Source organism: Thiobacillus denitrificans DSM 12475 (assembly GCF_000376425.1).
GTDB classification, from domain to species: Bacteria; Pseudomonadota; Gammaproteobacteria; order Burkholderiales; family Thiobacillaceae; genus Thiobacillus; species Thiobacillus denitrificans.
On sequence record NZ_AQWL01000009.1, the window covers coordinates 57,140 to 71,542 of the forward strand.

Below are 14,403 nucleotides of genomic sequence, written 5' to 3' on the forward strand. Positions count from 1 at the left end.
ACGGCAAACGCTCCCTGTTCGCCACCCCAGGGGTGGCGCATCAGGAGGCGAACCTGCCGGTGATGCGTTCCCGCTCGGCATCGCGCATGGCGGCGAGCATCGAGCGGATGAAATCGGTCTGGTTGTCGTAGGCGCCCGTCTCGTCGCGGTCGATCGACGACACGCGCACCAGCATGCCGTCGGGAATGACGCCGGTGAGGGTATAGCGCATCTGCGCAAGCTTCATGCGCAGCCCGAACTGGGTCTGCTGGTCGCCCACCACCACCCAGTAGGTAATCGGCTCGTTGCGCTGGCCCTGCGCGGCGACCAGACGCTTGATCGGCAGTTCGCCGTATTGCGTGCTGAGCACGGCCGGCCGGGTATCCTTCACCACCTGGAAGCCCTGCGCCGGATAGCACACCTCGGGACGGTGGGTCTGCATGCCTTCGCCATGGCTGCCGCCATAGGCGATCGACAACATGATGCGTTTGCCTGCGCCATTGACATAGGTGCGGGTCAGGGTCTGGCTGTAGGTTTCATCGATGACCTTTTGCAGCTCTGGCGTGACCAGCAGGGTGGCGATAGTTTCGTCGACTTTCCACTCGCCGAAGCGGGCCGGAACCAGGGTTTCCAGATCGATCTGCGATTCGGCATCGGCCAGTTTGGTGGTGGGTTTGAGCGCCAGCGCCATGCCTGCCGCGGTGAACATGCACAGGCCGATGACAAGATGCTTGAAGCTGATGAGTTTCATGTCCGGTTTCCGTAATCAGATCTGTGTCACGGCGCGCTTGCGGTCGGGGAAGATGAAGCCCAGCACCCAGTCCAGCACGAACAGGAACAGCAGTCCGATGACGAACAGCATGATACCGGCAAAGCCATGCAGGAAGCCCTGCCCCGCTTCGTCGCCCAGGTGGTAGGTCACCAGGATCAGCACCATGACGCGCACGATGTTGGCGGCAAACGCGATCGGGATGATCGCCGCCATGATGATGAGGTTGCGCGCAACGCTGGTGCGCTGCATCAGGTACAGATACAAGAGGCCCATGGCCGACAGGCTGAACATGGAATGCAGGCCGGAACACGCATCGGCTACCAGCAGCTGGTATTGCCCGACGGTGAGCACCACGCCGCTGCGGGCGATGGGGTAGCCGGCGGCATACAGCACCTGTTCGGCGATGACCGAGATGTATTGCTTGAGCGGGCCGGTGACAGCGTCCACCAGGAAGCCCGGCAGCGGCACCATGAACAGCAGGAAGAACAGCGCAAACCACAACGCCCGCGCCGCCGACAGCCCCAGGGTGATGAGCAGCACGCCGAGGATGACCGGGATCTGCGAGCCGACCTCCATCAACAGAATGTCCTGCGAGCGGCCCATCGCATAGACCAGCAGGCCAAACCCCAGCAGGAACCAGCCGGTTGCCGCCTCGCTGCGCGTGGGCGCAGTGCCAGCGCCGTTCATGAATACGGCGTGCTGCTGCCAGATCAGATACAGCGCGACCACCAGCACGATGGGGCCGTGCGCGTAATCGTCTGAATTCCACAGGCCGTGCGCCATCCCCCAATAGGTCGGCACATACAGCACCAGCAGGCCGAGCACGATCGGCCACCAGGCTTTGAGAGGCACCAGGGCGTCGAGTGCGGAGGCGCGCGGGGCGAGCGTATTCATGCGTTCAATCCAGGACGACGGCGCCCACGATCTGCGCACCGGAGAGGGTGATTTTTTCCTTCAGCTCGGCCAGCGGGCTGATGCGGCTGACGTTGCGGCGGGTGGCGATGAGCATGCCGCCGATGCGCGCCGCGACCAGCTGGAAATCAGAGCTGAGCTGCGACGGCGCGGTATCGACCAGGATGATGTCATAGCTGGTTTCCAGCCCGGACAGCAGTGCGCCGAATGCCGGCCGCGCCAGCAGTTCGGCCGGGTTGGGCGGCGGCGAACCGGCTGGCAGCACGGACAGCGTATGGAAGGGCTTGATGGTATGCACCTGCAGCGAAGGCACACGTTCGGCCAGAATATCGGACAGCCCCATGCCGTTGCCCAGGTTGAAGATGTCCTGCTGGCGCGGCCGCCGCATGTTGGCGTCGACCAGCAGCACCTTGCGCCCCATCTGCGCGAACAGCACCGCCAGGTTGGCGGCCAGGTAGCTTGCGCCCTCGTCGGCGCGCGCGCTACCGATCGCCAGCGTCTTGCGGCCATCCTTGAACCAGCGCAGCAGCAGTTCGGAGCGCACCGAGCGCAGCGCTTCGGCTTCCTTGCCGTAGGGCGCGGTGGCGGCGGTGAGTTCGGGGCTGAGGCTGGCCTCGGCGGCGGGAATATAGGGGTATTCGAACTGGTGCGACAGCGCCTGCCGGATATCGGCCTCGTCGACCAGGCCGAGCTTTTGCGCCGCTTCGCCGAAGCGCAGGTTCTGCTCCTGTTGCAGCTGGAGCACGCGCTCCATGTCCTGCGGCTTGAGTTTGCCGGCATCCTGCAGCAGCTTGCCGATATGGGCTTCGGCGCGGATGCTGGCCGCCGCCTGGGCGATGCGGTCCTGCTCGCTGGTGCTTGTGAGTGAATTCATGATTGACCTCGACTTTGGGCGGTGTACGTGGCTCAGGCCATCGCGACACGGTTGCGGCGAAACAGGCGACGCAGCATTTCAAGGACACGTCCCTTGCGGGACACTTCGCCGAGTACCGGGATTTCGAGCGCGGCGGCGATATCCTGGCCGGAACGCACACGGCGATCCAGCAGCTCGACCAGGAAGCCCAGGCCCACGCCCAGCAGGGTGCCGAAGAACACCGCCAGCAGCAGATTGAACATCACACGCGGCTTGGATGCCTGGGTGGGAACCGTGGCGGGATTCAGCACCGCGATGTCGGTCTGCGTGGACTGCGATTCCATGCGGGTCTGGCTGTAGCGCTGCAGGGCGCCGTCGTAGATGCGCTGGGCATTTTCCAGGTCGCGCGCCAGCAGCGAGGCTTCCTCGCGCTGCTGTTTCAGCGCCAGCACTTTGGCTTTTTGCCGCTCGAATGCGCCGGCGAGTTCGCTGAAGCGCTGGCGGGCCGCCCCCGCGGTGGCGCCGACCCCGCGCGTGGCGGTGCCGAGCTCATGGGCGAGTTTGGCCTTGTAGCTGCTCACCTCGGCCTGCAGGCGAATGAATTCGGGGTGGTTGGCGCCCACCCGCTTGGCCAGTTCGGCCAGCTTGCCCTCGCCTTGCGCCACTTGCGCCTTGAGGTTCTGCACCACCGGATTGTTGATGACCTCCGGCAGGCTGCCGCTGTCGCGGGTGCGTGAGCTGGCGTCGAACGACGCTGATTGCGCTGCCACCATCTGCCCGGCCAGGTCGGCCATGCGGCGGGTTTCGACGTCGAGCCGTTCCTCGGATTCGACCAGGCCTTTCTCACGCTGGTAGGCATTGAGCTTCTGCTGTGCGTCTTCCAGGTTGGTCCGCAACTGCGCAATCTGCTGGTCGTACCAGGTGGCGGTCTGCTTGGCGGGCGCCACGCGCAGATCAAGGTTGGTTTCGATGTAGGCCTTGGCGAAGGCATTGGCGACGATCGCGGCAAAGCGCGGATCGGAACCGGTAAAGCCGATGGAAATGATGCTGGATTCGCGCGAGGGCTCGGCGCTGATCTGTTGCAGCAGCACGCCGCCCAGCCATTGCTCGATCGTGCCTTGCCCTTCCGTGGCCTCCATGAACTGCTGACGGGTCGCCGGGTTCTCCGCCAGTTTCAGCTCGCGCACCACGCGGCCCGCCACCTGGCTGCTGTTGATGATGTCGATCTGCGTGGCCATGTAGCCGGGGAACATCTGCGACGGCAGCAGCTGGCCGGTTATGGGGTCCTTGCTCTTGGAATCGATGATCATCGTGGCGGTCGCCGTGTACTGCTTGGGCAGCAGCAGGCTCACGACCGCGGTGACAACCACGGTGAACAGCAGCACGCCGAGGATGATCCACTTGCGCGCGTTGAGGATCAGCAGGAATTGAGTGAAGTTCATGGTGACGTCCTTTAGAACAGGCTTTCCTTGACGTAGATCACGTCGTCTTTTTTCACCATGTCGGCGAGCCGGGCTTCGAGCTCCTGCATGGCGCCGTTCTCGCCGCGACGCAGAATCCGGATGCCGCGCTGAGTGCCGCGCGCGTTGACGCCGCCGCCCATCGACAGGGCCTGCACCACGCTCATGTTCTGCTCCAGGCGGAACGCGCCGGGGCGCTGCACTTCGCCATAGATGTAGAACATCGGCTGGCGCGCCACGTTGATGATGTCGCCGTCCTGCACCAGTTCGTTGCTGGCTTCACCACCCGGCCGGAACAGCGCAATGACGTCGATGTCGCGGTATTCGGGCTTGCCGTCACGGGTGCGCACCAGGGTGACGGTATCCGAGCCGTCGATGATGATGCCGCCGGCCAGCGCCAGCGCATCGGAAACGCGGCTGACTTTTTCCAACGTGTACTTGCCGGGCCGGTTGACCCGCCCCAGCACCGAGATCTGCTGGCTGCGATATTGCATCACGTTGAGGGTGACGAAGGGTTCGAGGATGAAGCCACCCTTGCTCAGGCGCTGCGCGATCTCGGTTTCGCCCCGCGCGGGGGTGATGCCGGCCAGCTTGACGTCGCCGATCAACGGGAAGGTGATGCCGCCGTTTTCGCCCACGCGCGCCTCGGTGGTGAGATCGGGCTGTCCGTACACCGTGATGCGCAGCACGTCGCCGGTGCCCATGCGGTAATCGTTGTCCGCGCTCCATGCAGGCGCCGCCGGCAGCAACGCACACACCATCAAAACACTACGCCACCATCTCCTCATTGCATCTCTCCAATCGGTGGCAGCTGCAAAGGCTGTCCACTCTTCTCTCTGAAATATTTACCTGCAGGCAACCCGCTAAGTTGATTGCCCTTTGCTTCCGCCGCGGCCAGCCTACCCGCTTGTTGCTTCAAACATGTGACGTGCCGCCGGTCCGCATCGGCTGGCGGACATTCTAGCCCTGTCCATGGTCAAAACCACCCAACCGCAACCAGCCTGTATGGCAAGACCCATGCCCGGAGCGGGCGCGCCGGCACCCCGCCGCCGCGCTCAGAAATCGGCCCGCACACTCACAAACACCGAACGAAACGTGTAATCGTTGACAGCCACGTTGGAGTCCCGTCGCCCCGCCTGCACCCCGAGATCGATCGTGACCATGCGTATCGGCGCATAGCTCAGCGACAGCGAGCCGCTCAGGGTGTCTTCGTCGCGCTGAACGAGCCCGGGGATGACCACGCCGGTGTCGCCCTCGAAACTGCGGTTCTCGAAACTGCCGCTGGCGCGCAGCGTGACCCTGGAAGTAAGCAGCCAGGCCGCGCCCAGGCTGGTGCCGGTGTTCAACTGATAGCTGGCGTTGAGATCGTCCGAGTTCGCGATCTCGCGATAGGCTGCCCAGGTCAGCATGGTCTTGCCGGTGGGAAAATAATCCGCCGACAGGCGCCCCGTCACCCCCGAGAAATCGCGTTGCGACTGGGTGTCGTTCTCGCGCCGGGTATAACCGATTCTTCCATGCGCCGTCAGCTTGCCGGTGAGGCTCCAGTCGCCCAGCAGGTTGTATTCGGTCTGCGTGTAGAAGCGGTCGAGATAGATGACCGGACGATGGGGGTACTCGCCATCCACCTGCCGCAACTGGACGCGCAGCTTGCTGCCCTTGGGTGTGGTGTAGCCCAGCGTGGCCGACACGCTGGTGTCTTCGTAATCCAGTGTTGCCTGTTGCGCGGTGCTGTTGGTCGAGGTGGCCGCGGCCGCGCCCAGCCCCGCATGCCAGCGCGGATGAAACTGCCAGTCGGCATTGGCAAAGCGGTTTTCGCGGGTGACCGTATTGTTGACCGGCAAGCCCAGCTGATCGCTGAGGCTGCTCTGAGTGGTGCTTTCGGTTGCACCCACCTGCCCCGACCAGCGGTTGCCCAGCCGCCAGTTCCAATTCAGCCGGTAGTCGGAGCCGTCGTAGTCCAGATTGGAATAATGGGAAAAACGCACCAGGCTCTTGCTGGCGCTGGCAATCACGCGCTGGCGTCCCGGCTGCCAGTCGACGTTCAGCCCGGCGCTCAATACGCCGTACTGGTCCGACAGCTGCGGCACCAGGTTTTTTTCGCTCTCGGCCAGGCGGTACAGGTTGCTGTCGTAATAGCGCGCGTAGGAAACGAAGGGCTGAAAGGTGTCGCCCTCCTTCGCCGTTGCCGGCAGGGCCAGCAACGCGCCCAGCACCACGCACGACAGCCGGGCTTTCACCAGAAGCTCCACTGGCCGGTGGCCACCACATAGGCGCCGAGCAGGCCGTTGGTGACGGCGTGCGCGACGATGGGCGCCCACAGGTTGCGAGTGCGGATATACAGCCAGCCGTAAGCCAGACCGGCAACCAGGCCGGCCAGCCACTGCAGGTGCTCGACGGCGAACAGCGCGCTGGCGATCAGCAGCGCCTTGAGACCGATCCGTGCCGGATCGAGCGCCAGAAAATCGGACTGCTGCACCCAGCGCTGCAGGAACGAGCGCCAGAACAGCTCTTCCATCACCGGCACCACCAGCGCGGCGCCGGCGATGCGGAACGCCACCAGCAGCCAGTCGATGCGGTCGGATCCATCGGTGGGGTCGTAGCCTTCGCCCACCTCGCCCATCAGCATCCAGCCGGCGTCGAGGTTGACCCACAGCACCAGCACCACGATGCCCACCGCCAGCGACAGCAGCAGGTGTCCCAGCGACAGGCCCCAGGTTTTGAGTTCGCCGTAATGGCGCCACAGTACCGCCAGCGCCAGAGCCACCAGCCCGGCCTTGAGCGGATACAGCCAGCGTGCGTCGAAACCGGGCGCCCAGCCGGGCAGCAGGCCTTCCAGCGCAAGCAGGGCGATATACAGCCCGAACGGCAGGCTGCGGACGAAAATGGGGGACGTCAGCACGGACGCGAGACCGGTGAGTTACAAGTTACAAGTTGCAAGAGTCTGCGAAAGCGCGCGGCACGCCGCCCACCAGCTGTCGTCTTGAACCTTGTAACTTGTCCCTTGTACCTGCTTTTTTACTTGAGTCCGGAAATGCCCTTGCTGATCGCGTCGGCGTCAGCATCGGGCGCAGCCGGAGCAGCGTCGGCAGCCGGTGCGGCTGGCTTCTCGGCAGGCGCCGCGGCTTCCTTGCCGGCATCGGCAAACTCGCCCACATATTCGATCGTGGCGGCGGCCTTCAATGCATCCAGTTCGGCCTTGGCTGCCTTCTGGCGCGCCTCCGTCTGCAACAGGCGGGTGATCGCCGGCTTGGCCTGCTCCAGCGTCACCGGCTGCACCTGCGAATCCGCCAGCACGACGACCAGCAGGCCGTCCGGCGCATTCACCACCATCGCCTGGCCGTCGGGCATCTTGGCCAGTTGCGGCAGGAGTTGCAGCGGCAGCTGCTCGGCCGGTTTGACGCCCTGCGCCGCTTTGACCGGAAGGTTCTCCGCTTTCAGCCAGGCGGCGAAATCGTTCAGGTTTTTGGATGTGCCCAGCTGGGCGCGGATCGCATCGTGCTTGTCTGCCGGCGCCTTGATCGAGAGTTCCTGCAGGCGATAGATCTTGCGCTTGGCGAACAGCTCGGGGTGATTATCGAAATATGTCGACACCTCGGCATCGGACGGCTCGGCCGGCGTGCCCAGCTTGCGGCTCATATAGGCCTCGGCCAGAACCTGGCGGCGCGCGGCATCCAGCGCCTGCACCACGGTGGGGTCGCGGTCCAGCTTGTCGGTCAGCGCCTTCTGCACCAGCAGTTCCTGGTCCACCAGATTGCGTACCACCTGCAACGAAGCCGCCTTGGATTTTTCCGCGTCGAGATTGGGAATGCGCTGCAGCGCGTAGTTCACCTGATGCACCGTGAGCTCGGTGCCGTTGACCTTGGCCGCCACCTGGGTCGCCGCCTTCTCGCCCGTTGCCGTCTCCTCTTTCTTGTCGCCGCAACCCACAACCAGCGCGGCAATCAACAACGGCAGGACCAGCTTCTTCAAACCTTGCATTTTGTCTTCCTCTTGATCCGGATTATTGGAAATTATGTGGTGCGAATGTTACAGCAAGCACAGCGGCAGAGATCGCATGCAGGAAACATGCCAAATCAGAAATACGTGAAAAGTTTTCGATGCGGGATGAAAGCGATTCTATATGGCCCATCAATTTCAATAGCGTGATCCTGCAATGCTGCCATTCGCGCTCCCTTGCGTACTTCCTGAACACAAAAAGCCGGGAACACCGCCCCCGGCTTGACAAAACGATTCCGGCTGGGCGATCAGAATTCCAGTGCCATACCTGCCGTCACGAGGTCGATGTCATATTCTTTCCGGTCGAAGCGTTCCCACTCGACGCGAAGATTCAGATTGTCGAGCAGCGCGTAGCTGATGCCCACCCCATAGTTGGGCTCATAGCTGTCGTCGCCGCTTCGCACCGTGAGTGCGGTACCGTTCTTCACCTTGACGTCGGCAAGCATGTAGGCCGCACCCAGCTTGCCCATCACCGACAATTTCCCGGTAACCGGATAGCTGACCACTGCGCCCAGTGTCCAGGCATCGGCCGCCACGTTCGTGACGACCGCTCCGGTTCTGGCCGTCATGTCGTTGAGATTGGCATAACCGCCCTCGACGCCGAGGTACTTGTTGAACTGGTAGCCGCCGTAAACCTTCCAGCCTTCGGTGCGGGTATTGGCAGAGGCTTCGTCAATGTCCCCGTATTTCGACTGCCCGATTCCCAGACCTGCATACCAGCCGTCGAAGTTGATGCCGGCCCAGTCGCTTTCGCCGTATTCTTCCAGCGCGACCGGGCCCGGGTCGAGCACCCAGCCGAAGGTGAGGCCGAACATGTTCTGGTGCATGTTGAACGAGGCGCAATTAAGGATATTCTGGCCGCAAGCCGTCTGGCTGTTTGAGGCTGCATACATATACGTCCCAGAAACTTCCAGGTTGTCATTCGCCTTGTAAGTGAAGCCCAACGAGTAATGCCGTTCCACCGTGGCAGGAGCCAACAGGTTGAAAGTCACCTGGTTGTCCGGAATTGGGCTCTTGCCGTAGTTGTAGCCAGCCCGCAGCTTTAGCTTGTTGTTCACGCCATACTGAACGCCCAGTTTGTAGACAGTCTGGTCGGTCCAACCGAAACCCATACCATTGTCCATGCCCAGTTGCTTGTCTGTTGTCCCCGTCTTGATTGTGTCGGCAACAGAAGGTATGCCCATTGGCCCAACGGGCGAACTCATTCCAGGATTACCCACCGAGGCAACATTGCTGTAATTGATCCGCATAACATCGGCGGCAACAACCAGATTCTTGACAGGCTTGATCGCAATACCAATACCGTAGTTTTCTGGTATATCGAAATCGCCTTGCTCCGCAAACAGACCTCGGTACTTGTCAAACTTGGTCATATAGGCCTTGGACGCGTAGGTCAGGCCGACGTTCAGCCGGTCGTCCATGAACTTACCCAGCCAGCCTAAGCGGATACCTGCACCATAACTATAATCAAAACCGTTATCCGTCATATGGGCCGGATCTGACGTGATTTTGAAAACAGGCGCTAATGTTTGGAAATATGGGAAAGCAGCGAGCCCGTACGCACGAAAGCGCGTTTCAGCCAGCACAAGCGAGGCACCGATAGCATGTTCTTCATTGATCTTGTAGGCGACAGTTATCGGGACCAATACCTGCATCATGTCCACACCAACTTTCTGGTCCCTTGGTGGAACACTGTCATTGAATGAGAAAAAGTTATCCGGATAGGTTGTATTCATCCCTCCGTTGCCAACTACGGCAAGGGCAACATGTAGCTTGTCATCCAGCGGCATGCTGAATCCCATTTCCGGCATGATGAAATACTTCGCGTCACTTTCGACATTTCCATGAAATCCATAAAAATAATCGCCACCTGCATCGGCACCCACGGCAGCATGCCGCTCTGGATTGAACACAGCGAAGCCCATATCGCCGCGCATGCCAATATTGACCGCATTGGCCGGGTTAGCCGCGGTGGACAGGGAATCACGGCCATAAGCAATACCAACACCACCCATACCCTGTGACCGGATTCCAAAACCCGGCAGGAAATAACCATTGGTGGCATGAACCGGGAACGCAGCCATACAGGCCGCGGTTAACACCGCGTGTTTTAGAGTGAAACGCATATCTCCTCCGGGAGTTTTATTGGAATTGAGAGCCCAATGGGTGAGGTATTCCGCTCTCCCCAAAGGCTGGTTCAAGATTACAGGTGGCATGCCTATATGTAGTGCCACACAGTGATCACCGAACAGACCTTGTACAGAATGTTGGATAGACCCAAACAAGCAATACGGCGGGTTAACCCGCCGTATTGCTTGAGTCCCGGCCGGGCTGACCGGGACAATTGAAGCGGCCTATCAGCCGCATTCAATCAGGCCGTCAACTTGCGACGACGCACTGCGAAGCCCACCAGGCCCAGACCAGCCAGCATCATGCCGTAGGTCGAAGCTTCGGGAACGGGGGCTGCAGCGACGTGCTGCATATTGAAGTTGGCGCTAAAGCCGGGGAAGGCACCGTCTACCATGCGGGCACCCAGAATGCCATCGCCCTCGACGTCCGTGGAGGTATAAGTAGTCACGCCACCAGAGGTGGCCACGTCCCATACCAGGAACACGTCAATGCCAGAGGTTGCGCCCCAGTTAAAGTTGATGTTGCCACCAAGTTGGCCTGCGCCCACCGTAAAGGTGTAGAAGCCATCACCGTTCGCCAGCGGAGCATTGGCAATGCCTGACAATTCGTTCGAGCCATCACCATTGACGCTGACAGTGTGGGTACCAGTTCCGTACAGCGTGCCACCATTGGCGGTCCAGGAGGTCCATTGGAAGGTATCGGTGGCTACCAGGCTGAAAGTGCCCGCTGCAATATCAATCTGACCCGTTACCGCAGCCGCGTCGCCAGCCTGGTTATCGCTGGCATCCATATTGAAACCACCCGGGTTCTTCATAATGAATTCTCCGGTCCAATTTACCGGATCAGCCAGGGCAACACTGGAAGCACCGACAAGCGCAACTGCCAATAAGGTTTTTGTGAATTTCATTTTTTAAGTCTCCTCATGTAGATATGTATCGATCGATTTATCAACTACATCCTCCTGCCACATGGTGTAAATATTCTTTGCACCGAATAGTTACCTTCGCGGCGACAAGCACTTAGCAATGGCCGTTCCAGCTTGGCAGAATTTTTATTTATGGCTTTTACAATCAATCATTTAACAATTTTATCTAGTTGTTTTGGATGCTGCGACTAGTAGGTTTGGATCATGTCTGTAAAATAATCCGACAAAAATGACCAAAAAAATGGCTAAACAGGCCATGAAAAATGAAAGCCAGACAGGATTCCTGGGCGTTAATATGGAATTAGTTGTTTTGTATCAATTAGATGGTATTTTTATACTCTATTTTATTGATGTGTAAAATTTATCGACAAATCGTTTGTTCATATGTTTAATTGATATGAACATAGATCCAGTTTTGCCTTGGGCGGGGATATGCAGCCGTGGGGCCTGGCCTCGCCAGTTCAAGATTCAAGGTTCAGCAGGCGGATGCTCAGCACAGGTGATACCCCCTTGCAACCTGTCTCTTGAATCTTGCGTATTCAATACGCATTCTGGTCGCGCCAGACGACGGCGAGAGTCTTGCCAATGATCATGAGGTCGAACACCAGCGACCAGTTGCGCATGTAGTCGATGTCGTACTGGACGCGGGCGCGCATCTTGTCGAGGGTTTCGGTCTCGCCGCGCAGGCCGTTGACCTGGGCCCAGCCGGTGATGCCGGGCTTGACCTTGTGGCGCAGCATGTAGCCCTTGATGAGCTTGCGGTACTGCTCGTTGTGGGCGACGGCATGGGGGCGCGGACCGACCACGCTCATGCGGCCCTGCAAGACGTTGATGAACTGCGGCAGTTCATCGAGCGAGGTGCGGCGGATGAAGGCACCGAAGCGGGTGATGCGGGGGTCGCTGCGGCCGGCCTGGCGGATGATGTCGCCATCGTCGCAGACACGCATGGAGCGGAATTTGTAGACGAGGATTTCCTGGCCGTCGAGGCCGTAGCGGCGCTGCTTGAAAATGACGGGGCCGGGCGAGGACAGCTTGACGCCGGCGGCCAGGACAAGCAGCAGCGGCCAGATCATCAGCAGGATGAGGCTGGCGATGACAAGATCGCTGATGCGTTTGCCGATGCCGGACACGCCGAGGGTAGGGGTTTCAGTGAGCGCTACCACGGGCATGCCGTGGATGTGGTCGACCCGCGCCTGGATCAGGTCGGAGACGAAGATGTCGGGCACGAAATAGACCGAGGTGGTGGTGTCGCGCAGGGCGTCGAGCAGGCCCAGGGTGCGCGGCTGGGCGGCCATCGGCAGGGTGATGTAGACGAGGTCGATGCCGTTGCGGTTGACGTAGCTGGGGATGTCGGCCAGCTTGCCGAGCAGTTTTTTCGGGTCGGCCAGTTCGGTGCGTTCGACGGCGCGGTCGTCGAAAAAACCGACCACATCCACGCCCAGCGCGCGGTCGTTGGCGAAGCGGCCGCGCAATTCGGTGCCCAGATGCCCCGCGCCGACGATAAGGGCGCGGCGGCGTCCGCCTTCCAGCAGCAGCAGGCGCGGCAGAAGCTTGCGCACTACCCGATGCGCCACCCACATGGCGATGGGGGTGGCGAGCATCCACGCCATCACCAGATCGGGGGGGAACCAGTCGAGATAGCCGGTGGAATAGCCGAACAGTAGGATCAGCCCGGACAAAAAGAACCAGGGCATGACGACCTCGTTCCAGAAGGCGCGCAGGGTGACTTCGGGCCATTTGCCGGGAAAGGTCAGGGTGAAGACGATCAGGGCCAGGATGGGATACGGGCCACGGAACGGTTCGTCGTAATACAGCGTGCAGCCGATCAGCACCAGCACCGCCACGAAGGGGTCGAGCAGGATCTTAGTCAACGAGACGACGGAAAGCTGCTGCCGAAACAGCCACTGATTATGGTTTGTCATCACTCCAAACGCATCGTGCCGATGCGTTTCTCCTCAGGCCTGTGGACAGGCGAATTATTTTTTTGTCGTAGCCCTGGCCGGGGCGATCCCGGGTTCGGGTGAATTATCTGGCAAAAGCAAAAACCGAAGGTTACCGGACCGTGAAATCGACGGCGCTCGCTGCGGCTTCGATAGCCCGATCCGGTTTATCCGCGCTGCGGACGGCCGTCTGTCATGACGGAAAAAAACCTGGACCGAACGCATGGAACGTTTGTACCAACCCGGGCTCGCCCACCCTTCTATCACATACACGACCATGAATAAACCGGATCGGTCGTCCGACAGAAAACACCCACGATCCGCACCACCGTGCGGCCATCTTCCCGCCGCCGGGTGATAGCGGAACCCGATCACCCGGCCTGCAAAAAAGCTTTCTGCCTGAAGCCGGGAAACGGGACTGCGGTAATCGGCGATCAGGTGGGCGCGCGTGACTTGCGGCGCGCCGCAAAGCCGATCAAGCCTAGCCCGGCAAGGAACAACGCATAGGTCTGCGGCTCCGGAACGGGCGCGGTGACGATGGCGAGCGCGGCAAATTTTTTCTCAATGAAAGCGGCACTGCCGGCGCTGATGCTGTTGGCAAGCAGGATGTTTTCGATGGTGACGTTGACGCCGTTGACTATACCGTCCACTCCGCCCCAGCCGGCCGGGATCGTCACGCCCGTATGGGACGTCCAGTCGGTGGTCTGGAAATCCGCCATGCTGGTTACAGCGGTGAGCGGCAGGGCGGTCTTGATTTTGCCGCTGGCAGCGGGCAGCAGCGGCGCTTCCAGGTCACGCACGAGGAGCTTGCCGCCCACCGCCACGCTGGAGCCCGCACCGATATTGTAGTAATCGCCGTCTTCCGTCAGGTTGACGGCCGACAGCAGATAGCCGGAATGGGCGTTGACCACGATGTTGAACGTCTGGCTGGCGGCAGCGAACCCTGAGCCATTGAAAGCCTGCGCCTTGTAGGTAGTGGGCGTGAAGGACAGGATGTCGCCCACTACCGTTGGCGTGCCGAAAAGCCCGCTCAAGCCGCTGTCGAACGTAAAGCTGACGGTGGCGCCCGCAACCGTGACGGGAATGGCCAGCGCCTGGCCACTCAGCATCGCGGCCGTCAGGCCCAGCACGACTGCCGTTTGTTTGAGTAATTTCATTTTGCACTCCTCCTATCGGTTCCTGAGAACCCAATATGACTCCCCTGGACGCCTGCTCGACGACATCCGAGGCAGGGCGTTTGCTTTGTATCGTTTTTCTATCGTTTTTATCGTTTTTTTACAGTATGCCTACGCTGCGCCCGGCAAGCCGTTCGCTTGCGCCACATGGCATCCGGCTTCGCGGAAAAAAGTCAAAAAAAAACATCCACTTGACCGGGCGGGCTAAGCAACATGCATGCCGGGGAGGCACTTTTCGCATCATCCTCTTGTTTGCTTGCT

General features: G+C 60.7%; 12 protein-coding genes. All 12 read right to left on the reverse strand.

Annotation, left to right across the window (positions count from 1 at the left end; all coding sequences use genetic code 11):
- Positions 1–40 precede the first annotated feature (40 nt).
- Positions 41–730 (reverse strand): exosortase-associated protein EpsI, B-type, encoded by a 690-nt coding sequence (gene epsI, locus B059_RS0113855; protein ID WP_018078852.1) that lies wholly within the window; start codon positions 728–730, stop codon positions 41–43.
- Positions 731–745: 15 nt separating this feature from the next.
- On the reverse strand, positions 746–1,645 hold the full coding sequence (xrtB, locus tag B059_RS0113860) for an exosortase B (RefSeq protein ID WP_018078853.1): 900 nt from the start codon (positions 1,643–1,645) through the stop codon (positions 746–748).
- A gap of 4 nt (positions 1,646–1,649) precedes the next feature.
- Positions 1,650–2,537, reverse strand: a complete 888-nt coding sequence (epsG, locus tag B059_RS0113865) for a chain length determinant protein tyrosine kinase EpsG (protein WP_018078854.1) — start codon at positions 2,535–2,537, stop codon at positions 1,650–1,652.
- 32 nt (positions 2,538–2,569) lie between these two features.
- Positions 2,570–3,958, reverse strand: a complete 1,389-nt coding sequence (epsF, locus tag B059_RS0113870) for a chain length determinant protein EpsF (RefSeq protein WP_018078855.1) — start codon at positions 3,956–3,958, stop codon at positions 2,570–2,572.
- An 11-nt stretch (positions 3,959–3,969) separates the two neighbouring features.
- Positions 3,970–4,737 (reverse strand): polysaccharide export protein EpsE, encoded by a 768-nt coding sequence (epsE, locus tag B059_RS0113875; protein WP_018078856.1) that lies wholly within the window; start codon positions 4,735–4,737, stop codon positions 3,970–3,972.
- 294 nt (positions 4,738–5,031) lie between these two features.
- The gene (gene epsL / locus B059_RS0113880; RefSeq protein WP_018078857.1) at positions 5,032–6,213 is read right to left on the reverse strand and encodes an XrtB/PEP-CTERM-associated polysaccharide biosynthesis outer membrane protein EpsL; all 1,182 of its coding nucleotides are present in this window, start codon (positions 6,211–6,213) and stop codon (positions 5,032–5,034) included.
- Positions 6,210–6,875, reverse strand: coding sequence for a CAAX prenyl protease-related protein (locus tag B059_RS0113885; RefSeq protein ID WP_018078858.1), 666 nt, complete (start codon positions 6,873–6,875; stop codon positions 6,210–6,212). The genes epsL and B059_RS0113885 overlap by 4 nt, the downstream gene beginning before the upstream one ends.
- A 116-nt stretch (positions 6,876–6,991) precedes the next feature.
- Positions 6,992–7,954, reverse strand: a complete 963-nt coding sequence (locus B059_RS0113890; protein ID WP_018078859.1) for an EpsD family peptidyl-prolyl cis-trans isomerase — start codon at positions 7,952–7,954, stop codon at positions 6,992–6,994.
- Between the two features lie 266 nt (positions 7,955–8,220).
- Positions 8,221–10,098 (reverse strand): outer membrane protein transport protein, encoded by a 1,878-nt coding sequence (locus B059_RS0113895; protein WP_026177535.1) that lies wholly within the window; start codon positions 10,096–10,098, stop codon positions 8,221–8,223.
- A 245-nt stretch (positions 10,099–10,343) separates the two neighbouring features.
- The gene (locus tag B059_RS20850; protein WP_018078861.1) at positions 10,344–11,009 is read right to left on the reverse strand and encodes a PEP-CTERM sorting domain-containing protein; all 666 of its coding nucleotides are present in this window, start codon (positions 11,007–11,009) and stop codon (positions 10,344–10,346) included.
- A gap of 557 nt (positions 11,010–11,566) precedes the next feature.
- Positions 11,567–12,949 (reverse strand): undecaprenyl-phosphate glucose phosphotransferase, encoded by a 1,383-nt coding sequence (locus B059_RS0113905; RefSeq protein WP_018078862.1) that lies wholly within the window; start codon positions 12,947–12,949, stop codon positions 11,567–11,569.
- Positions 12,950–13,401: 452 nt separating this feature from the next.
- Complete coding sequence (locus tag B059_RS0113910) at positions 13,402–14,124, reverse strand: PEP-CTERM sorting domain-containing protein (protein WP_018078863.1); 723 nt, start codon at positions 14,122–14,124, stop codon at positions 13,402–13,404.
- Between the last annotated feature and the right edge of the window lie 279 nt (positions 14,125–14,403).

Coding starts and splice junctions, on each gene's coding strand:
- epsI (WP_018078852.1), bottom strand. CDS start 730: ATGAAACTCATCAGCTTCAAGCATCTTGTCATCGGCCTGTGCATGTTC.
- xrtB (WP_018078853.1), bottom strand. CDS start 1,645: ATGAATACGCTCGCCCCGCGCGCCTCCGCACTCGACGCCCTGGTGCCT.
- epsG (WP_018078854.1), bottom strand. CDS start 2,537: ATGAATTCACTCACAAGCACCAGCGAGCAGGACCGCATCGCCCAGGCG.
- epsF (WP_018078855.1), bottom strand. CDS start 3,958: ATGAACTTCACTCAATTCCTGCTGATCCTCAACGCGCGCAAGTGGATC.
- epsE (WP_018078856.1), bottom strand. CDS start 4,737: ATGGTGTGTGCGTTGCTGCCGGCGGCGCCTGCATGGAGCGCGGACAAC.
- B059_RS0113890 (WP_018078859.1), bottom strand. CDS start 7,954: ATGCAAGGTTTGAAGAAGCTGGTCCTGCCGTTGTTGATTGCCGCGCTG.
- B059_RS0113895 (WP_026177535.1), bottom strand. CDS start 10,098: ATGCGTTTCACTCTAAAACACGCGGTGTTAACCGCGGCCTGTATGGCT.
- B059_RS20850 (WP_018078861.1), bottom strand. CDS start 11,009: ATGAAATTCACAAAAACCTTATTGGCAGTTGCGCTTGTCGGTGCTTCC.
- B059_RS0113905 (WP_018078862.1), bottom strand. CDS start 12,949: ATGACAAACCATAATCAGTGGCTGTTTCGGCAGCAGCTTTCCGTCGTC.
- B059_RS0113910 (WP_018078863.1), bottom strand. CDS start 14,124: ATGAAATTACTCAAACAAACGGCAGTCGTGCTGGGCCTGACGGCCGCG.